Annotated in this window: 17 protein-coding genes; 5 read left to right on the top strand and 12 right to left on the bottom strand. The window is 69.1% G+C overall.

What is annotated here, in order from left to right:
- Positions 1–43: 43 nt before the first annotated feature.
- Entirely contained in the window at positions 44–997 is a 954-nt protein-coding gene (locus tag AB0H88_RS30630; RefSeq protein ID WP_357650505.1) for a DUF5829 family protein, read from the bottom strand.
- 192 nt (positions 998–1,189) lie between these two features.
- On the opposite strand from AB0H88_RS30630, the gene AB0H88_RS30635 reads away from it, so the two are divergent.
- Positions 1,190–2,338 (top strand): hypothetical protein, encoded by a 1,149-nt coding sequence (locus AB0H88_RS30635; RefSeq protein WP_357650507.1) that lies wholly within the window; start codon positions 1,190–1,192, stop codon positions 2,336–2,338.
- Between the two features lie 270 nt (positions 2,339–2,608).
- On the opposite strand, the gene AB0H88_RS30640 is transcribed toward AB0H88_RS30635, so the two are convergent.
- Positions 2,609–3,445: a maleylpyruvate isomerase N-terminal domain-containing protein gene (locus AB0H88_RS30640; RefSeq protein WP_357650509.1), complete on the bottom strand. Its 837-nt coding sequence runs from the start codon at positions 3,443–3,445 to the stop codon at positions 2,609–2,611.
- 129 nt (positions 3,446–3,574) lie between these two features.
- Between AB0H88_RS30640 and AB0H88_RS30645 the strand changes: the two genes are divergently transcribed.
- Positions 3,575–4,240, top strand: coding sequence for a helix-turn-helix domain-containing protein (locus AB0H88_RS30645; RefSeq protein ID WP_357650510.1), 666 nt, complete (start codon positions 3,575–3,577; stop codon positions 4,238–4,240).
- Positions 4,241–4,319: 79 nt separating this feature from the next.
- Here AB0H88_RS30645 and AB0H88_RS30650 read toward each other — a convergent pair whose 3' ends face one another.
- The 4 genes from AB0H88_RS30650 to AB0H88_RS30665 all read right to left on the bottom strand — a co-directional run bounded on the left by AB0H88_RS30650 (position 4,320) and on the right by AB0H88_RS30665 (position 8,146).
- A complete protein-coding gene (locus tag AB0H88_RS30650) occupies positions 4,320–4,886 on the bottom strand; it encodes a carboxymuconolactone decarboxylase family protein (protein WP_357650512.1) in 567 nt (188 codons plus the stop codon).
- Entirely contained in the window at positions 4,883–5,482 is a 600-nt protein-coding gene (locus AB0H88_RS30655; RefSeq protein WP_357650514.1) for a helix-turn-helix domain-containing protein, read from the bottom strand. The genes AB0H88_RS30650 and AB0H88_RS30655 overlap by 4 nt, the downstream gene beginning before the upstream one ends.
- Positions 5,483–6,027: 545 nt before the next feature.
- Positions 6,028–6,930: an aminoglycoside phosphotransferase family protein gene (locus tag AB0H88_RS30660; protein WP_357650516.1), complete on the bottom strand. Its 903-nt coding sequence runs from the start codon at positions 6,928–6,930 to the stop codon at positions 6,028–6,030.
- A 334-nt stretch (positions 6,931–7,264) separates the two neighbouring features.
- Entirely contained in the window at positions 7,265–8,146 is an 882-nt protein-coding gene (locus AB0H88_RS30665; protein ID WP_357650518.1) for a nucleoside hydrolase, read from the bottom strand.
- Between the two features lie 151 nt (positions 8,147–8,297).
- Between AB0H88_RS30665 and AB0H88_RS30670 the strand changes: the two genes are divergently transcribed.
- Together AB0H88_RS30670 and AB0H88_RS30675 are read left to right on the top strand one after the other, a co-directional pair.
- Entirely contained in the window at positions 8,298–9,035 is a 738-nt protein-coding gene (locus AB0H88_RS30670) for a haloacid dehalogenase type II (RefSeq protein ID WP_357650520.1), read from the top strand.
- Positions 9,036–9,120: 85 nt separating this feature from the next.
- Entirely contained in the window at positions 9,121–10,302 is a 1,182-nt protein-coding gene (locus tag AB0H88_RS30675; protein WP_357650523.1) for an erythromycin esterase family protein, read from the top strand.
- 52 nt (positions 10,303–10,354) lie between these two features.
- Here the strand turns inward: AB0H88_RS30675 and AB0H88_RS30680 are convergent, their stop codons facing one another.
- The 4 genes from AB0H88_RS30680 to AB0H88_RS30695 all read right to left on the bottom strand — a co-directional run bounded on the left by AB0H88_RS30680 (position 10,355) and on the right by AB0H88_RS30695 (position 15,007).
- Positions 10,355–10,789, bottom strand: a complete 435-nt coding sequence (locus AB0H88_RS30680) for a TetR-like C-terminal domain-containing protein (protein ID WP_357650525.1) — start codon at positions 10,787–10,789, stop codon at positions 10,355–10,357.
- Positions 10,747–11,280, bottom strand: a complete 534-nt coding sequence (locus tag AB0H88_RS30685; protein WP_357650527.1) for a MarR family transcriptional regulator — start codon at positions 11,278–11,280, stop codon at positions 10,747–10,749. Before AB0H88_RS30685 ends, AB0H88_RS30680 begins: the two co-directional genes overlap by 43 nt.
- A gap of 96 nt (positions 11,281–11,376) precedes the next feature.
- Positions 11,377–14,337 carry a glycosyl hydrolase gene (locus tag AB0H88_RS30690; RefSeq protein WP_357650529.1) on the bottom strand — a complete coding sequence of 987 codons (2,961 nt, stop codon included), beginning with the start codon at positions 14,335–14,337 and terminating at the stop codon, positions 11,377–11,379.
- Between the two features lie 280 nt (positions 14,338–14,617).
- Positions 14,618–15,007, bottom strand: coding sequence for a RidA family protein (locus tag AB0H88_RS30695; protein WP_357650531.1), 390 nt, complete (start codon positions 15,005–15,007; stop codon positions 14,618–14,620).
- A 67-nt stretch (positions 15,008–15,074) separates the two neighbouring features.
- Between AB0H88_RS30695 and AB0H88_RS30700 the strand changes: the two genes are divergently transcribed.
- On the top strand, positions 15,075–15,746 hold the full coding sequence (locus AB0H88_RS30700; protein ID WP_357650533.1) for a CGNR zinc finger domain-containing protein: 672 nt from the start codon (positions 15,075–15,077) through the stop codon (positions 15,744–15,746).
- 60 nt (positions 15,747–15,806) lie between these two features.
- Here AB0H88_RS30700 and AB0H88_RS30705 read toward each other — a convergent pair whose 3' ends face one another.
- Entirely contained in the window at positions 15,807–17,462 is a 1,656-nt protein-coding gene (locus tag AB0H88_RS30705) for a phospholipase A2 (protein ID WP_357650535.1), read from the bottom strand.
- Positions 17,463–17,911: 449 nt separating this feature from the next.
- The gene (locus AB0H88_RS30710) at positions 17,912–18,814 is read right to left on the bottom strand and encodes a LysR substrate-binding domain-containing protein (RefSeq protein ID WP_357650537.1); all 903 of its coding nucleotides are present in this window, start codon (positions 18,812–18,814) and stop codon (positions 17,912–17,914) included.
- Between the last annotated feature and the right edge of the window lie 65 nt (positions 18,815–18,879).

Genomic DNA, 18,879 nt, shown 5'->3' on the forward strand with positions numbered 1-18,879 from the left:
CGCTTCCTCGGGTGGAGTGACGCTTACTCGCGTGGAGCGATGCCTATTTGGCGGGCGCGTCGAAGGTCCACACGGCGCGCGCGCCGGGGCCGACGGAGAGGGTGGACCGGCCGATCCGCTCCTCGGTCATGGACAGCAGGGGCTTGTTGAGCGACATCTGGATCTGCTTCAGGCCGGCCTGCTCGCGCGGAACGGAGTCCAGCTGGATCCGGGTGCCACCGCCCGTGGCGACGACGCCACCGCCGGCCAGTGTCTGGAGGGTGAAGCCACCGGCGCGCAGCAGCGGCACCGTGTTGGCGAGGTCGCGGGCGGGCACCCCGATGCGGATGGAGGTCACGTCACGCATCAGGTGGTCGCGGTAGTCGTCGGGCAGGTAGCGCTCACGGCCGACGTCGCCGGGGAAGCTAGCGGGCTCGGTGTTGCTGCGCGGGTCGGCGAAGTACTCCGGCAGGTATTCCATCCCCCACGGGTCGAAGGCGTCGTACTGGTCGCCGGTGGCACGGATGGTGTCGAACCACGGCACCTTGACGCCGTCGCCGAAGTCACGGGTCTGGCGGTACGGGAACGGGTTGGCGATCCCCGCGGCCTTCAGGCGCTCGGTCACCGTGCCGAGGTCCCCGGCGCGCTCGACCGAGGTCCCGAGCCCGGCGGAGCCGAACTCGGCGTCCTGGCCGGGCAGGTCGCCCACCGAGAAGAGCTCCAGGTAGGTCTCGCGGCCCTTCAGGTAGCGGCCTTTCCAGGTAATCCCGCCACCGGTCGTGGTGCGGACCTCGAAGTTGGCGAACTTCCGCAGGTAGCCGGAGTTCTCGACCGCGTCGGCGGTCTCCTTGTCGACGACGCTGTAGGCGTGATTGTAGAAGAGCAGCTGACGGTCGGACTTGGGCTGGGCCTCGTCGGCCGTAGCCGCGCTCGCGCCCCCTGTGACCGCCCCGGACAGCGCGACGGTGAACGTCGCGGCGAGGATGGTGATCGTCCGTAAGGTTCGGTGAATCAGCATGGGAGTGATCTTAGGTTGGGGAAGATCCATCCACTGAAGATTTGACAATCCTCTAACAATGCGCGGAACCCTGCCCGCCGCCCTCGCGAATCCGCAGGTCAACCGCCATGCGGCCCGATGAGAGGGGGAGAGGCTCGGGTCCGTCGGCGCGTACCTGATGCCAAGAAGGCCGTGCCATACGATGATCGCTACATGTCCTCCCGTATGTCCGCCGCCCTGACGGGCTTAGCCCTGGCCGTCCTGGCCGCCGGATGCGCCGATCCGGCCGCCGACCGGGTGTCACTCGCCGGCGCGCCCCAGCCCCTGGCGTCTTCGCTCACGGTGGTCCCGTCGTCGCCCTCGCCCATGGTGTCCTCGGGTCCGGTACGGCACCCGCTCCCGATGGCGACCTCCTTGGCCGAGCCCATGGCGACCGGAGCACCCCTGGCCGCCACGGGCCCGCCGCGGTTCTTCGTCTCCGCGCGCACTCCGCTCACCTACTTCCCCGGCAGGTCCAAGACCGCTGTCTTCACCCCGGTGCCGCCCGCCGTGCACAACGCCGAGACCGGGGCGTTCATCGCGAACATCCCGCTGCCGCCCGGCGTCGAGAGCTCTTGGCACCTCGTGGCCGCCGCCCGGGACAACCGCACGTTCGCCGTCGCCGGCTGGACCGAGCCGAAGAATCCGGAGATCCGGTTCTTCCTGGTACGCCTCGGTGAGGACGGGCGGCCCGGGAAGCCGGTGGCCATCACGCAGACCGACCCCGACGACCTCATGATGGTCTACGACCTAGCCATCAGCGCCGACGGCACCCGGCTGGCCTACTCCACGCCGCTCATCGGAGGTGGCGCCAAGATCTCCGTGCTCGACGTCGCCACCGGCCGGCGCCGGGACTGGAAGACGTCGGCGTACTCGATGGTGACCGGCCTGTCCTGGGCCCCGGACGGCCGCTCGCTCGCGTGTGTGCTGGGTGGCCGGGCCCTCGCCTCGCTCGACCTCGCCCGCCTGGGCGCCGACCCGGAAGGTGCCGCGCCCCGGATCATCAAGAACGTCTCGGGCGTCATGCTGATCGAGTCGGTGGCCCACACCCCCGACGGCAGCGCGCTGATCTATGCGTCCGGGCATATCGTCGAGCGCGTCCCCGTGGCCGGCGGGCCGGCGCAGGTCCTGGCCCGGCCGGAGCTGCCGCCCGGCGCCTCGCTGAGCCTGCGCTTCAGCGTCGACGGGACCGGCGAACACCTCCTGTACGTGCACAACTGGCGCGCCTACCGGGTCGGCCTCGCCGATGGCGCGGTCACCTCGGTGCCGATCACCGTCGACCAGCGTCCGGGCGAGGGCGACCCGCCGCGCGCCGCCTGGTGACCACCGGCCAAAGCGGTCGCCAGGCTTCGCGGGCTCGGCGCCGTGTTGTATCGACCGTCGGCTTCGGCTCGGGCTCGGCGGGCCAGGTGGTCGTCCATGGCCGCGTAGACGCGCTGCGCCAACCCCGCCTTGGTCTCGGCCCCCTCCACGCCCTCGTCGTGTTCCAACCGCTCCCCGGCCACCGGCGGCAGGCAGACCAGCCCCGCGACCACCGTGATAGCCGACGACCCTCAGCCCGCACCGGTCAGCGACAGGCCGAACTCCAGCGGCCTATGGGGGGCTGATGGCGGTGAGCATGCGGGCGAGCTTCCATGGCCGAGGGCCCCAAGCGGCGAGTTTTCCGCCTAGAAGGGGTTTCCCGAGGCCTTGTCGGCCGATGAACACCAGCATGAGAGCGGCGGGGTCAGCAGACAGGTACGCGTCGACGTCGCGTGCGGACCCCGAGTCGAGGGTCAATGAACCGCGGTCGAAGACCATCAACGTGCGTCCGCCTCCACGCAGGCGCAGGTCGACGCGAGCTCGGAAGGATCCGGCCTTGTCCTGGTTCACCAAGGCCGTGGGCGGCAGCGCCGCGACGAGTGGCAGCACGCCGCCCTCGACCGCGAGCAGAGCGTGGTGGCGCTGGATCGGCCACGAGCGCCCGGTGGCCGCGGCGATGTCGTGGCCGTGGATCAGGCATTCCTCGAGCAGATGACACGCCACCACCGAAGGCGGCAGGCAGACGCCTTGCAGCCAATCAACGGTGGCCGCTCCCGAGCGCGACGCGATGTCGTCGAACTCGCCGGCAAGCGCGGCGATACGAGCTGCGAGAACCGATGGGGCCCGTTCGCCGTCCTCGGCAAGCATCTTCGCGTTGACCTCGGCCATTCCCGCCGTCGTCACCGCGGCGTCCGGGACCGGTCGTGCGGCGACGGCGTCGGCGTCGAAGCGGAGGACATGAGTCAGGTGAGCCGCGACATCGCCCACCGTCCACGTACCGACCGCAACGGCGTGGGGGTCGGGGACGCTCCGTACAAGTGCGACGAGGCGGGGAACAACCTCCCGCAATGCCGCACGAGCCTGGGCCATGGCGTCGGCCGCACCGCCGTGCGCCGCGGCCGGGATCATGTCAGCGCCTTTCTGGGGGTCAGAGCCGGGATCGCGCCAGTGGGCCTTCGCACGTCACTCGTGACCACGCACCCTACCGGCGATGTACTGGATGTTGTCAGGCATACTTGAGAATGTAAAGTGGCTGCCATGAGTCGGAGCTACGGCCAGTACTGCGGTCTCGCCCAGGCGCTCGATGTCGTGGGCGACCGGTGGAATCTGCTCATCGTCCGCCAGCTCCTCATCGCTCCCGCCCGCTACCGCGAACTGCTCGATGGGCTGCCCGGCGTGGCCACCAACCTGCTCACCGACCGTCTGCGCGACCTTGAAACCGCCGGAGTGGTCGAGCGGCGGCTGGCCGAAGAGGGCAACGCCATCGTGTACGCGCTCACCCCGTGGGGCGCCGAACTGCGGGAGCCGATTGAGGGCCTCATCCGCTGGTCCACGCCACTCATGGCGCGTGGGCCGGGCGGCGACCGCTTCCAGGCCGACTGGCTCATCGTCGGCCTGCGCGCCTTGCTCACCGGCAGGATGGCCGCACGCCAGGCGTCGAGGGTGGGGATCGCGGTCGACGGCCGGCTGCTCCAGGTGCGGGCGACGGGCTCGGGCATCGAGGTGGCCCTGCACGATGGCGGCGATCTCGATGCCGTCGTACGCGCTGAGGCCTCGATCGTTCTCGGGCTGGCCGCGGGTGCGCTCACCCTCGACGATGCCCTTGGGCTCATCGAGGTCGAAGGCGATGAAGTCGCCGTACGAGGCCTTTTCCAGGAAGGCGGCCGGAATACGGCGGTAAGGGATCGCGGGCCGGCGTTGTAGCTGTTCAGGGCCGTGAACTGGGCCGCCAACGGGTGCCGCCCGCCGCTCTGGACGGCACCCGGGCCAATCAGCCACCGGGTCAGGCTGTCGCCTGCTCCCGCCTCCATTGCTGATCGGTCCAGGCCGGATCCAGCGGCGTGTGGGCGATGTGGTTGGTGTAGTTCGACAGCGTCTTCATGCCGACGCCGAGCACGACGTCCAGCACGTGCCGGCGGGTGTGGCCGACGGCCAGGAACGCCTCGATCTCGGCCTCGGCCACCCAGCCCCGCTGCGCCACGACCGCTTGGGTGAGGCGGCGCACCGCCTCCAGCGCCTGGTCAGCGATCGGCCGACCCGTGCGCAGAGCCTCAACCACCTCGGTCGGCACCCGTGCGCGCAGCGCGAGCGTGGAGTGCGCGGCCACGCAGTATTCGCAGCCGTTCTCCACGCTGGCGGTGATCAGCACCACCTGCTTGGCCGCCAAGGGTAGTGACGACTTGCCGAACTGCTCGGCCAGCGCGTTGTAGCCGGCCAGCAGTTCCGGCGACTCGGCCATCACCCCGTTCAGCGTGGTCACGAAGCCCATGCGCTTCTTGGCCGCCTCCAGCATGGGGCGGGCGGCCTCGGGGGCGTCGGTTTCGTTGTAGGTGCGAAAACCGCTCATCATCTCTCCTCGGTAGTGGTGAATCCGTCAAGTACGGCGCGCACGCCCGCCAGCAGCACGGCCGCCTCGGCGCCGGCTCGTGAGCGCAGGTTGACCGCGTAGGCCTGCAGGGTCAGCGCTTCAGCGGCCGCCTCGACATCCAGACCGGCCCGGAGTTGGCCGTCGGCGCGTGCGGTCTCGAGCGCTGTGCGCATCGCCGCCCGGAGCGCGTCGTGGTGGCGGTCCAGAATCTCGCGGATCTCCGGCAGGCCACCGCTCGCCGTGGCGTGCGTGTTGGTGACCAGGCAGCCCCAGCGGGCGTGCTCGCCCGTACAACGTGCCGCCACCAGCCGTTCGAAGAACGCGGCAATGGCCGGCACGCCCCGGATGTCGGCGGCCAGGGCCTCGAACACCGGCCGCGACCGCAGCTCCAGGTAGCGGCCCAGCGCGGCGGCCTGCAACTGCGCCTTGCCGCCGAAGGACGCATACAGGCTGGAGCGGCTGAGCCCGGTCGCCTGGACGACGTCGGCGATGCCGGTGGTGTCGGTCCCGCGTTGCCAGAACAGGTTCACCACCTGGTCCAGAACCGTGTCGGGATCGAAGTGTTTGATGTCGGGCATCTCTCCACCTCTTATCTTGGAACGACTATTCCAAGATAAGAGGTGGAGGCGTCCCGGCGCAACTCGGTGCAGGATCTTTCAGTTATCGAGCCGGGCCGTCCCGGTCCGGCGTCATCAGCGTGACGAGCTGACCTGCGGGCTGGCACGGCAATCGATCCCGAGGGCTTCGGCAACCTAGAGCTGCACACCCAGCACGCAGCCGGATGGGCCAGGTCCGACGCGATGAACAAGCTGATCTGGATCGTGATCCGCAAGGGCGGCCTCGCCGCCGACATCACCGTCGGAGACTGCATCGAGTTGACCAGAGCGTTGCAGGAGCACCACTTCCGGGGTAGCGCTGGTAGGCCGCTGTGCCGTCCGGTCCGCGACGTCCGAAGGTCTCCAGGTCAGCCTGGCCGGCGCCGAGGAGAGGCTCCGCCGGCTCGATCGGGGCCGCGGGCAGCATACGGCCGTGGACCTTGACATCTCCACCACGAGTGACCCACGAAGGTCGGCTGCCGCATGGCCCTCAACCAAGATCGAGAACAAGTTCAAAGGAGGGTGTATCAAACGCCCTTCAGAACACGATCAAGTGCCGCCCGGCCCGCAGGTCCCCAGTTCGGCTTGCCGCCGGGAAGGCCCCGATCTCCGTTCTGCCCCATGAGCATCAGGAAGAGGCTCTTCAAAGCGGCCAGCCCGCGGGCGCGCCGGATCGCCGCCTCGTCCGCGTGCGCGTACGCGTCGAAGAACCGTGAGGCCGTGCCCGCGGGTAGCAGCACCCATGCGGCGGCGAGGTCCCACGCCGGATCGCCGGCGAACAAGGCATCGAAATCGATCACGCCCGAGAGCGTCCCGTCCGAGACGACGACATTCGCGGGATGGAGGTCGCCGTGCACCCACATCGGCGGGCCCTCCCACTCGGGGGCCGCGACGGCATCGGCCCAGACGGCCCGGACGGCGCGGACATCGCCGACGGCGTCGGGGTCAATGGCCTGCAAGAAGTTCTCGAAGCCGTGCGTGCAGTTCCTGGGATGGGCACCGCGGTCCGTAGCGATCGGGGCGTCGGCGGGCGCCTTCACATGGAGCGCCTGGAGGAAGCCCGCCAGCGTGTCGGCCGCGTGGGCGCTGCGGCTGATCGAGCCGTGGTCCAGCGGCTCGCCGGGAACCCACGTCATCACGGTCCAGTGCTTGGGGAAGCGCTCGGACGGTTCGCCGAACCGCACCGGGGTCGGCACCGGGAGCGGCAGGCCCGGGGCCAGCACGGGTAGCCACCGCCGCTCCTTGAGCTGGAGCTCCGGGGTGGGGGCCATGCGCTGCATGCGCACGGCCAACTCGTCCCCGAGGCGCCACATCTGGTTGCCCCAACCGCCCACCACCTCTCGGATGGCCAGCCCTGCAAGGTCTGGATGCTGCTCCTGCAGTAGGTCGCGGACCAGGTCTGGGGTGATCTCGATCTCGGTGTCGGTCATGCGAAGTCACGGTACTGAAGCGGCAGGCGGAGCGGCTCTCGCTCTCCGGAACATCTCGCGTTGACATTGTCGCCGCGCGGGACGATGGCAATGACGCGTTCCCAGGTGCGCAAGTCCTCGTGCCGCAGGCCCAACGCCTGCCCGATGCGCATCCCGCTCTCATAAAGCAGGGCCGGCACGAAGCGGTCCCGGAGCCGACCGCAGGAGTCCCGGAGCTGTTGGACTTCATAAGTTCACCGGGGTAGACCTCGTCACCGAAGTTCGGCGGACGTGTGACGGCCAAGCCTGCGCACAACTTCTCCTGCGGACCAGTCGTCCGCAGGAGGCTCGCGCGTCAGTCGTGCTCGCGTCCGAAGGCGCGGATCTTGGCGAACATGTCCTCCAGCAGGAACCGCACATCGACCTCCTCGCAGACCCGGATCGGATGGTTCGAACCGGGGAGGTAGGAGCCGTCCGCGCCGAAGCGGGGAGCGGGTCTGACACGCAGGTTTCCGCTCGCGGGGAAGAGCATCAACGCGATGGCCGGTGAATCGCCCAGAGAGCGGGACTCGATCGGCCCGGGGTGGTAGGTCGCGTTCCATTCGTGCAGTTGCTTGATCAGGTAGCGACCCAGGGGGCCGGCGTCGCCGATCTTCTCCGCCAGTTCGGCGTAGCTCACCGAGACCTTGGTGTAGACGTCTCTGGGCACCTGCCACACGGTCATACCGGAGTCGAACACCACGTTGGCGGCGTGGACGTCGTTGGAGAGGTTGAACTCGATCCGCGTGCCTTCGTCGTAGCCGCGATAGCCGGAGCCGCCGATCCAGATCACGACCAGCGGCCGTCGTACGAGATCGGGGTCCAGGAGGATCGCGGTGGCCATGTCGGTCAGCGGCCCGAGGAAGGCCACATAGAGCGGGTCTTCCTCGCTCGCGAGCTTCGACTCCTCGATGATCAGCCGGGCGCCGGGGGAGTCCACCGCGGTGTACTCGTCCGGCAGCGGCGTCGCCGCGCCGTTCGCGACGGTGACGGAGCCGGTCAGGCCGAGCAGATCCAGCAGGAGGTCGATCTCCGCACGGGACTCCTCCATGCTCCGCTGCGATCGCCAGGTGCCGAAATGGGCAGGGATCAGCCCGCGCATGTCGAGAGTCGGTGACAGCAACCCGTGGACGATGGCGAACTGGTCATCCGCCTCGTTCTTGGCGTCGGTGTTGATGATCACTCTGCGCTTGCGCATAGCAGCTCCCATTGCATAATTATGCACTGCCGCATAATCTTTCGTTACGGTAGGTTGTCTGACCTTCGGGGGCTCTGTCAATGCTGCTGGCCCGCGCACGCCGTCGGCGACGTTCGATCTCGGCCCCTGACTGCCTGTTATACGGTTAACCGTGTCGATTCATATGGTTACGAACTTCAGCGACTTCGATGCCCTCAGCTTCGACTGCTACGGGACCCTCATTGACTGGGAGACCGGCATCGCGGCCGTGCTGCGTAAGTGGGCGGACGCGCACGATCTCCGGATGACTGACGAGCAACTGCTGACGGCGTACGCGCCGCGCGAGGCGCAGGCTGAGGTCGAGCACCCCGGCGACCTCTACCCGCGAATCCTGGCGCGGGCGATGCGTGGCCTGGGCGCCAAGCTCGGCGTGCCGGTCAGTGACGAGGAGGCCGAGCGGCTGGCGGTCTCCGTGCCTGACTGGCCGGCCTTCCCCGACTCGGCGGCGGCGCTCGAGCGGCTCGCGCGCCGGTACAAGCTCATCATCTTGTCCAACGTGGACCGGGCCTCCTTCGCCGGCTCCAACAAGCGCCTCGGCGTCACCTTCACCAGCATCCTCACCGCCGAGGACATCGGCTCCTACAAGCCGTCTCCCCGCAACTTCGAGGCGCTGGCGCGCGAGGTCGAGCGGCTCGGGGTGGCCGAGGGCAGGTTGCTCCACGTAGCGCAGAGCATGTTCCACGACCACGTGCCGGCCAAGGCCGCGGGCCTGCCGACCGTGTGGATCAACCGCCGTCACGGCAACCCGGGCGGGGGAGCGACGCCGGCGCCGTCGGCCGATGTCACCCCGGACTGGACCTTCACGTCCATGGGCGCGTTCGCGGACGCGGTCGACGCCGAGAGCACGTGATCCGCTGTTTGAAGGTACGCCCTCGTGAACAGCCAGAAATGCCGCCAAAGTCTACACAAAAGGTTCAACGATACAGTCGAATGACATGACAGCTTCCAGCTGGGACGCCGCCCGTCCTCTCACCGGCGGCGCCCTCACCGCGCTCCTGTCTCCCACCACCCGCCTGCTCGGCCTCGGGGAGCCCACCCATGGCGTCGAAGCCTTCCTCGAGCTGCGCAACGAGCTCTTCCATCACCTCGTCGAACACGAGGGCTACCGCTCGATCACCCTGGAGAGCGACTGCCTCGCGGCCCTGACCGCCGACGCGTACGTCACCGACGGCACCACGACCCTCGACGACGCGATGAGCCGCGGCTTCAGCCACGGCTTCGGCGCCTCACCCGCCAACCGTGAGCTCCTGCGCTGGATGCGCGCCTGCAACGAGCAGCGTCCCCCGCACGAGCGGCTCCGCTTCTACGGCTTCGACGCCCCCTTGGAGGTGGCCGGCGTCGCCAGTCCCCGCCCGGCCCTGACCGCACTGTACGACTACCTCGCCGCCCACCTCGAGCCGGCGTGGAGTCGCGAGACCCTCGACGAGCTGCTCGGCTCCGACGAGCGCTGGACCGACCGGGGCGTCATGGATCCCACCCAGTCCGTCGGCCGCACCCCCGAGGCCAAGGAACTGCGCCTGATCGCCGACGACCTGCGGGCGCTGCTCACCGCGCACGCCCCCCACCTGACGGCCACCACCTCACCCGACGACTGGTGGCGCGCCGACCTGCACGCTCGCACCGCCGCCGGGCTCCTGCGCTACCACGCCGGCCTGGCCGACACCGCGCCCACCCGCCTCGGTGTGCTCATGTGCCTGCGCGATGCGATGATGGCCGACAACCTCGACGCCATCGTCCGCCGTGAGGCCCGTCGCGGCCCCACGCTCGCGTTCGCCGGCAACCGCCACCTGCAGCGCGACAAGAGTCACTTGTGTTTCGCCGGTCAGCCGCTCCAGTGGTGGAGCGCGGGCGCCATCATCGGCACCCACCTCGGCGACCAGTACGCCTTCGCCGCCGCCACCTTCGGCACCCGCGGCTCCGACGTCCCCCCTTCCGACACTCTCGAAGGGCTCCTGTCGACCCTGCCCCACGCCCGCGCCGTCATCGATCCCGGCCGTCTCCTCGCGACCCTGGAACGGAAGCCGGCGCCCCGCGTGCCGGTCGACTACACCTACCTCTCCCTGGACCCGGCCACCATCGACGAGATCGACGCCATCGTCTTCGTCAAGGAAATCTGACCGCCTCGGCCTGTCCTGGCTGGGTCCCTTCCGGGGGAGATAGCCGACCCCCTCACGCGTGGTGGGTGGGCGTGCCGCCGTCGACGTGGTGGAGAGCGGCGAGCAGGGGCCACGTCGACGCGGCCATCTCGGCCGGTGTCCGCGGGCATCCGCGCTGGAGCCAGTCGGCGGCCACGCCGATGAGCGCGCCGGCGGTGAACGCTGCGGGCACGTCATGCGGGACCTGAGGGGCCGCGACCGGTGACACGCATGTGGCGAGGTGAATGGTCGCGGTGATCCGGCGGCGTACGTGGTCGATGACGCGCGCGCTTCCCTGCGGTCCCAGCAGGCTGCGATAGAGACCCGCGTACTCGGCGAGGTTGGCGAAAAACGCCGCCAGCGACTGGATCGGGTCCGGCGCCTCGTCCGCCGTCTCGCCGACGAGGCCGTGGGGACCAGGAGACCTCAGCCCGACCTGGCGTAGCCCTTCGGCGTGGGCAGCTTCCACGTCGTGTCGCGGGCCAGGCGGGCGAGGAGGCGTTTGAGCGTGTCCACGTCCTCGTCGCTCCAGTCCGCGAGGAGCGATTCAAGATCTTGCTGGACGCACTCCATGATCCGCTCCCCGATCTCCCGGCCGCGGGGGGTGAGGGCGAGCAACACGCCGCGTTCGTCCGATGGCTCGCGAACACGCACGATGAGGCCGGCGTCGTGCAGGCGATGAGCGATCTTGGTGAGATTGGCCCGCCCTGTTCCGAGGGCCAGCGCGAGGTCGCTGGGGCGCATCGCTCCCCGGTAGCTGAGCTGGTTCACGACGAGGAACATCGGCACATCGTTGACGGGGAAATCGACGGCCGTCATGAGCGCCAGCCGTACCGCATGACTGTCCGCCCAGTGGACGATCGAGGAGAGCGAGACGCGCGGATCAAGGAGGTCCGGGGCGATGACGGATGACAGGTCGATGTCCTGATCGTCCAGCTCGTGGCGTTGCGTCCGCGTCACGATGTGCCTCCCCTCGCCCGTTGTATCCCCGGGAACCCTACTGCCGGTCGGGCGGGCGGGCGACCGGATCCAGCGGCCCCCGCCCTCCCGGTCGGCTCAGCCCGCCGTCGCTTCGCGTAGGAGCAGCAGCCGCACCGGTCCGAGCAGGCCGTGATCGTGTACCTCGGTCTGCTGCATCCCGGCGCCTCCAGCGAGTTGGGCGGCGATGTCGGGGACCGAGTCGTAGTAGCCGCGGGCGAGCAGCCGGTTGTTCAGCGAGCTCGACACCCGGACCGTCACCGTGTTCTCCCCAGGCCGCAGGTCGGAGGTGACGTCCACGTTCGGGCGGGAGGTGTCGAAGCCCTTGACCGGGCCCTCATTGACCTGAACAGAGCCGAGAGCACCCGCCGTCGATCCCAGGTCGAGCACGTACCTGGCTTCCGCGACGGGCGCCTCCTCCAGGACGAACGTCGCGTCGTACGCGCCGACGCCGCTGACGTCGGGACCGACCTCAGGGAGGTCCTTCCACGGGCGGAGCGGGCCGCGGCCACCGTCGAGGCGGGTGATCGCGGTGGTGGGCCGTACCTCGCGGGTCTCGTAGCCGAGCCCGCGATCCTCTCTGATCACCTCGAACTCGCCGGCGTCCCAGCTCTCGACCGTGGTCGTCCACTCCGTGATCTCCTGGAGGAGGTACGGCTTGACGGGCTCGGAGCCCGCCGGCTCCCGCACCGAGCGGTCGATCGTGAGCAGCGCGGTCTCGCCGGGTGCCAGGGTCACGGTGATGAGCGTCCGTCCCGCTTCGTGCCGGATGCCGGGGTGGGGGCGGATGTCGCCGGTCCAGGCGTCGATCCGGTGAGCCGTCCCGGTGCCGGGGAGGGCGACCTCGACCGTGGTCGGCTCACCGGTCTCGTACAGGAAGTGGTACAGGTACAGGTGCAGCAGGTCGCCGTCCTCACGCAGGTGACTGAGCAGGCTGCGGTCGTCGCCGGTGAACTCGCCGCGTCCGGCCATGCCGAGCTCGCGCAGCGCCTCGACGGTGCCGGACGGGTCGCTCACCTCGGCGACGGTCGGCAGCTCGCGAAGCCGCGCCATCGTCTGGGCGAGTTCCTCGTCGCGGCCGTCGAGTCCCGGGGTGCGGGCGGCGGCATGGGCGTGGGTGGTGTACTGGCCGGTCATGAGCCACTTGAGCTCGGTGGCACCGTTGACGATGAGCAGCTTCAGGCCCTGCCGCGCCCACTCCAGGAGCTTGACCGCCACGTCCGGGTCGAGCGTGTCCTGGTAGACGACGAGCGCCTGGTAGCCCGGGCCGTGCGGTTGCACGAGCCCGTCCGCGAACGACACCTCCTCGCGCAGCAGCAGCGACCCGTCGAAGAACTCGTAGGTCCACCCGGCGTCCTGCATACCCAGGTCCTGCCACCAGTGGTTGTGCCGGTCGCGCATCCACATGCGCCCGTAGGCGTCCTCGTCCGGGATCCGCCGCCCGTCCGGGTCGAGGAAGACCAGTCCCGAGGTGTTGTCGGTGAAGTGGTCGGTACGGAGGATCCCCACGTCGATCCGCGGCCTGCCCTGCCGCAGGACGCACTGATAGCGGCCGATCGCCTTGTTCCACAGCGGGTAGAACTCCGCCGCGGGCTGGCGCGTGTCGAACCGCTCGGAGAACATCGGCCACATGCCCTCATGTCCGGGCCAATGGGTGACGCCCTCCGCGCCCGCGGTGCTCGCCCAGCCGTGCAGCACGGTCTTGGTGATCCCCGCCGCCAGCTGGGTGGCGATGATCTGGTCGTAGAAGCGGTGGTCGAGGATGTGGTTGCGGGTGGTCGCGCCGGTCTCGGAGGAGTACTGCTTGCCGAACAGGTGAGCCGGCCCGGCCAGCAAGCGATAGGCGTCGATCTGCGCGCCGAACTCCAGCGACTCCGTCTCGATGCCGTCGACCTCCGGTCCCGGGCGGGTGAGCTCGAACGGCAGTCCGTAGCTGATCTCCGCGCGGAGCGAGATCGCGTTGTCGTGCAGGAACGCGGCGAAGGGGCGCAGCATGTTCTCGATGTAGAGGTCGGTGAGCGTACGTACGTAGTCGAAGCGCACCTTCTCGACGGTGACGCGGTGCTCCTCGCGTACGTCGTTGTGGTAGGTCGTGCTGACAGCCATGAAAGGCGCGGACCGGACCAGGAAGGGCAGCCAGCGGGTGAGGTCGTACCCGCGACGGGCGCGGAACTCCCGCGCGACAGTACGCCCCCAGAACATGCCACCGGCGCCGTAGACGGACAGTTCGAGGGAGTCCATGTACATCTGCGCGCGGGGGTTGCGGCTGATCTGCTTGCGCAGCTCCGGTGTGAGGACGACCGAGTCCCAGTAGTCGATGACCGCGTCGACCCCGTCCCGGTCCAGGTAGTTGACGGTGTAGTTGACCGACGCCGAGGGTGAGGCGGTCTGTCCGGTGCCGTGCATCCAGAAGACGAAGAGCCGCCAGTCGCCGTCGGCGGGCGCGCTCCACTCCAGCGCCTCGTCCCGCACCTGGTCGGAGAGGTCGATGATGGAGTCGAGGTCGAGGATCGCGCCCGTCGCGCCGGTCTCCAGCGAGCGGGCGGCCACGACGGCCACCAGGTGCTGCTCGGTGACCTTGCCGCGGTGGCCGGGAATGTGCAGCGTGGGCGGCTCGGCGTCGAGGTCGATGCGCGGCAGCGCCCCGCTGCGCGAGCCCGAAGGGGCGAGGTCCTCGAACACCACGTCGAGCTCCTGGGCCGCGGCCGGGTGGTCGGGGGTGATCGTGGGGAGGTTGGCGTTCGACCAGTTCGTGCCGGAGGTGAAGCTCACCGACATGTTCCGTTTGGTGGTCTCCTCGACGACCACCTGGGAGTCGTGCACCCACTCCTCCGCGCCCCAGCCATAGCGGGAGTGGTCGATGTCGCCCTCGTCCATCGCGAGGAACTCCATCCCGCCGAAACCCAGCCGGTGCGCGCTGTCGATCTCCCGGACCAGCGTCTCGTCGGTGTGCAGGCCCTCCGCCAGCCACCAGCGCAACTCGGGACGGTACTCGATCGAGGGGTCGGCGATCATACGGGCGAGGTCGTCGAGTGACACGCGTTTCTCCCTGAACGTCAACGAGCACCTGGGCCCGCGGCCGGGTGGTCGGCCCGGACCGACACTAGGGTGCGCAGCAGCAGAAAACAATGTCGCCAGGAAACAATAAATTGTCCTGAGGAAACTTACTGCCTCTCGTGTACGCCTCGGATCAACGGACAAGTAGTCGCTTGCCGCCCCACATCACCGCACCCGCCCGGCCTCGTAGTCGACCTGTTCCCGCTGCGGCCGGTCGGTCAGCGCGTGCGGGCGGCGGGTTTTCGGCGTGCCACTCGCGGGCTCACACGACGGCGACGGCGTCGATCTCGACGAGGAAGCCGCGACCCAGACCGGCGACGACGTGGACCGTGATGGCCGGCGGCGGGTCGGCCCGGTTCCACACCTCCTGGAAGGCGGCCACGCCCTCCTCGAAGGTGTGGCCGTCCACCACGGCGATGCGCCAGTGCACGATGTTCGCCAGGCTCGCCCCTTCGCTCTCCAAGATGGCCGCGAGGTTGCGGAACGCCTGCCTGGACTGCTCCCCGACCGTGGGACCGACGACCTTGCCGTCGGCGCCGACGCCGTTCTGCCCGCTGATGTAGATCGTCTTGGCCGGCTGTTCGACCACGACGGCCTGGCTGAAGGCCGGGCTGCGGTGGAGTCCCTCGGGGTTGATGTGCCGTGTGCTCATGTGTCGCCCTCCTCTGACTCGAACACCAGTATTAGTGGTTACGTTCGACACCAGTTATAGTGGTTTCATGCGAGCGAGTGCAACCGGCCGGATGCTGCACGACCCCAAGGGAGGGTCGTTCTCGTTCGACGCCGGCGCCGTCTGCCTGGACTTCGCCCACACGGGCGGTGAGGGCCGTTACGCGGTGTTCGAAACCCTGCACGAGCCTGCCGACCTGGGAGAATGGCTGGCCGAGCCGCCGCTGGCCGCGGTCATGACGGTCCCCGTGACGGCCGGCGAGCTGAGCGCGGCCAAGGCCCTCCGCCTGGCGATCTGGGACGCGGCGCACGCCCAGGCCGCGCGTCGCCCCCTCCCCGCCGGGGCGGTCGCGATCATCAACCGGGCCGCGACCGCGGCGCCGCTGATCCCCGAGTTGGTCGCCGAGCTGGTTCCCGACTTGGGCCCCCAGCTGGGTCCCGAGTTGGGCCCCGAGCTCGTCGCCGGCGGCACGACAGCGGGGTGGGTGCCGCCGGTGCGGGCGACGCAAGCGCTGTCGACGCTGGCGCGGGAGATGATCGAGCTGCTGTCCGGGCCACTCCGCGAGCGCATTCGCGAGTGCGCGAGTGACGACTGCCCGCTCGTGTTCGTCGACTCCTCCCGTCCCGGCGCCCGGCGCTGGTGCGCGATGGAGCGTTGCGGCAACCGCCACAAACTCCGGGCCCACCGCGCCCGGCGGACCACGGAGCCGGATGGCGGCTGATGCCACCATCCGGCCCGAGGAAGGTCACTGCGCAGGTTTCACGGCTTGCTCACGCCGTTATCACGGCATGCCGAAGGCGAGGACTGCCGCGTAGTAGACCGCCGCGATCTTTCGGCAGGCGCCACGGACCAGGAAGAAGTAGCCACCGCACACCTTGTCCTTCAAGGTGATGTAAAAGCGGGTGTCCACGTCGAGCTTTCGCACGGTGTTGCGGTCGAGGTAGTACTTGTAGTGCTTCTTCTGGTTGGTCATCAGGCCGTACCCGTAGTCGTGGGAGTCACAGGCCGGTCGGAAGTCGAACTTGGAGGGGCGGTCCGGAGACTTCGTGCAGTGGTCGTAGACGATGCCCCGGACCTTGAAGCCGCTGGCGGTCCGCTTCCAGTCGGGCTTGCGCCATTTGCCGCCGTGGTAGGCCCAGGCCGAGCAGCCCGACTTGGTGTACCACATCCAGGTTTTAGCAGTGTTGCACTTCTTCGGGTAGGACTGCGGGGGGTCCACGCCGTCCGGCAGGAAGTCGCCGGCCGGCGGCTCGGTGGCGTTGGGGTCGTCGAGGCCGGCCGCGCCCTCGGTCGCTCCGCCGTTGGCGGGCAGGTCGGTGCTGGTGAGGGTCACCTGGGGAGCCGCGGCGCCCGCCGGGAAGGACAGCTGCCAGCCGCCATTGCTGACGGAATCGATCGACGACAGACGTCCCACCGGGTCGTAGGCGTAGGTCGCCTGGGTGGCGCCGACGCTGGGGTCCGTCACGGTCCTTAGCAGGCCGTTCGGGTCGTAGGAGTAGCTCGCCTCGGTTTGCGGTGACTGGGTGCCGTAGGTGACCGTGGCGCTCTTGAGCCGGCCCGCGTAGTCGCCGAAGGAGCTGCCGGTGGCCGTGGTGGTCGTGGCGTAGGTGAACGTGGTGACGGACTCGGGCGACTCGGCGTTTGCCGGTTCCTTGACGCTGCTGACCCGGCCCTGGGCGTCGTAGGCGATCGAGGACCTGCCGAAGGCGGTGGTGCCGACACTGGTCACCCGCCAGGGGTCGGCGCTCGGCGCCCCGGCCGGCCGCGACCAGGTGTAGGTGAGCTTGAGGTCGTTACCGCTGATGGGTGTGCCGTCGGCGTTGGTGAAGGTGTCGTCGTCCGCCTCCTGGGCGCCCAGGTCCGTCACGAACGTCTCGGTCGTCGTGGTGCGCATCGCTCCGACGGCCGCGTCCCACTTGGTGGTTTCGGTGATCTTGGATCCGTCGTCGGCTTCGTACGTCTGGATACCGCCGCCGTCGGGAGTGGAGACGCTGCTCTTCAGCGGGTAGCGGGTCGATGTTCCGTCGTCGAGCTCCGTCACGACAAGGGTGCCGTTCTGGTTCTCGAGCTTCCGGTTGATCTCCCCGCCGGCGAACTCGGCCTGCCAGCTCGCGCCGAAGACGCCCAGCTCAGGGCGGGTGGCCGGAGCCGACTGCGGCCGGGCCAGATCGCCACCGGCCAGGGCCACACCGTGCTTGCGGCTGATCGCGCCCGCCGACACGTCCAGCTCGGTGAGCCTGAAGGTCTGGGTGTCGGAGGAGTACTGGCCGGGGCCGATCTCCTGCACGTCGGCCGGCGGCGGGTCGGCGAGCACGGTGGCGGAGACCTTCTGGGCCGCGGTGGCGGAGACCTTCTGGGCCGCGGCGGCGGAGACCTCTGGGGCGAGGAAGGGGAGGAGCATCGCCGCGACGGCGACGGGGAGCGCTAATCGGCGCAAGTGGTGCCTCCAGGAATAAGAGAAAAAGTGATTTGATCACCTGGAGGATAAGTGCCGATAAATCGATTTGACAAGAGCTTGACGATTTCGCAGAACGATGTTCAAATCGCCCATGGAGCTATAATTTGGAGGTGATTCATTCATGCGTTTGCGCAGTTGGGCGGGCTGTATGGTGAGTTTATGGCGAATTTGTGGCGATGCTGTGGGGGGTTTGATGATAATGACTCGACTTTGGTTATTGGCAATTGTGCCGGCGCTTCTCCGGGGATCGCGACGATGTCGTTCCATCGTCTCGTCATGGGCCGATCGCTGCGGTAGGCCGGGGGGCTCCTGGCCGGACGGGACGAAGTAAGGGGCGAGCTGCCGCAGCCTCTCCTTCGCGCATTCTCCCGATCAGGGCAGGTAAGGAGGAATGCTCGACGCCGAAAGCCGTTGAGCGCTTTCTTGACCTATTCGGCGGGAACCACCGCCGCGGATTCCGCTGCCGAGATGCCGAGCGTGGACAGGAACGCCGTGGCGACGGGGGAGGGAGGGAAGCGACTCCAGATGAGGTGCTCCATGCGGGCGGGAGCGTCGCGGAGTTGGAGGATGGGCAGATCGGGGAGTTCGGCCGCGAAGGCGGCGGGCAGCATCCCGACGCCCAGGCCCTGCCGGATCAGGCGAGCGATGAAGTCCACGGTCGTCACTTCGAAGGCGACCTCGCGCCGCACTCCGGCCGCCGCGAACGCCTCGTCCGACTGGGCCCGCGCGGCGGTGCCCGGAGGGAAGTCGACGAACGGTTCGTCCGACAGTTGCCGCAGGTCCACGCACTGCTCGTCGGCCAGCGGGTGGTCGGGTGCCACCATGGCGACGAGGTCGCCGCGCGCCAGTTCGCGGCCGCGGACTCCCTTGGGGCGTACGCCCAGGGGAAGCCCCAGGAAGGCGGCGTCCAGGGTGCCCTGCTGCACCCGTTCGATGAGATCCTCGCTCGCCCCCGAGCGGAGGCTGATCCGTACCTGCCGATGCCGCAGGTGGAACTGTTTCAGCGCGGCCGGCAGATCGACCGCCGCGACGGTGGGGATGGCGCCGATGGCGAGCCGGCCGCGGATCTCGCCGGCGGCGGCCGACACCTCGGCGCGGGCTCGTTCGGCGGCGTCCAGAGCCTGCCGGGCCGCGGGCAGGAACGCCTCACCGGCGGGGGTCAGCCGGACGCGGCGGCTGGTGCGATCGAACAGCTTGGCACCCAGCTCACGTTCCAGGCGGGCGATCTGGTGGCTCAGCGCGGACTGGACGACCAGGCACTGCTCGGCGGCGCGGGTGAAGTTGCTCGTCTCCGCGACCGCGACGACATAGCGCATCTGCTGCAGTTCCATGGATCAATCGTGATACACGATCGGTTCGATGACAAACATGCGTTGGACTCATTGATCGCCTGTCG

It is taken from the genome of Nonomuraea sp. NPDC050680 (assembly GCF_040654555.1).
Taxonomy (GTDB): Bacteria; Actinomycetota; Actinomycetes; order Streptosporangiales; family Streptosporangiaceae; genus Nonomuraea.

Coding starts and splice junctions, on each gene's coding strand:
- AB0H88_RS30630 (WP_357650505.1), bottom strand. CDS start 997: ATGCTGATTCACCGAACCTTACGGACGATCACCATCCTCGCCGCGACG.
- AB0H88_RS30635 (WP_357650507.1), top strand. CDS start 1,190: ATGTCCTCCCGTATGTCCGCCGCCCTGACGGGCTTAGCCCTGGCCGTC.
- AB0H88_RS30640 (WP_357650509.1), bottom strand. CDS start 3,445: ATGATCCCGGCCGCGGCGCACGGCGGTGCGGCCGACGCCATGGCCCAG.
- AB0H88_RS30645 (WP_357650510.1), top strand. CDS start 3,575: ATGAGTCGGAGCTACGGCCAGTACTGCGGTCTCGCCCAGGCGCTCGAT.
- AB0H88_RS30650 (WP_357650512.1), bottom strand. CDS start 4,886: ATGATGAGCGGTTTTCGCACCTACAACGAAACCGACGCCCCCGAGGCC.
- AB0H88_RS30655 (WP_357650514.1), bottom strand. CDS start 5,482: ATGCCCGACATCAAACACTTCGATCCCGACACGGTTCTGGACCAGGTG.
- AB0H88_RS30660 (WP_357650516.1), bottom strand. CDS start 6,930: ATGACCGACACCGAGATCGAGATCACCCCAGACCTGGTCCGCGACCTA.
- AB0H88_RS30665 (WP_357650518.1), bottom strand. CDS start 8,146: ATGCGCAAGCGCAGAGTGATCATCAACACCGACGCCAAGAACGAGGCG.
- AB0H88_RS30675 (WP_357650523.1), top strand. CDS start 9,121: ATGACAGCTTCCAGCTGGGACGCCGCCCGTCCTCTCACCGGCGGCGCC.
- AB0H88_RS30695 (WP_357650531.1), bottom strand. CDS start 15,007: ATGAGCACACGGCACATCAACCCCGAGGGACTCCACCGCAGCCCGGCC.
- AB0H88_RS30700 (WP_357650533.1), top strand. CDS start 15,075: ATGCGAGCGAGTGCAACCGGCCGGATGCTGCACGACCCCAAGGGAGGG.
- AB0H88_RS30710 (WP_357650537.1), bottom strand. CDS start 18,814: ATGGAACTGCAGCAGATGCGCTATGTCGTCGCGGTCGCGGAGACGAGC.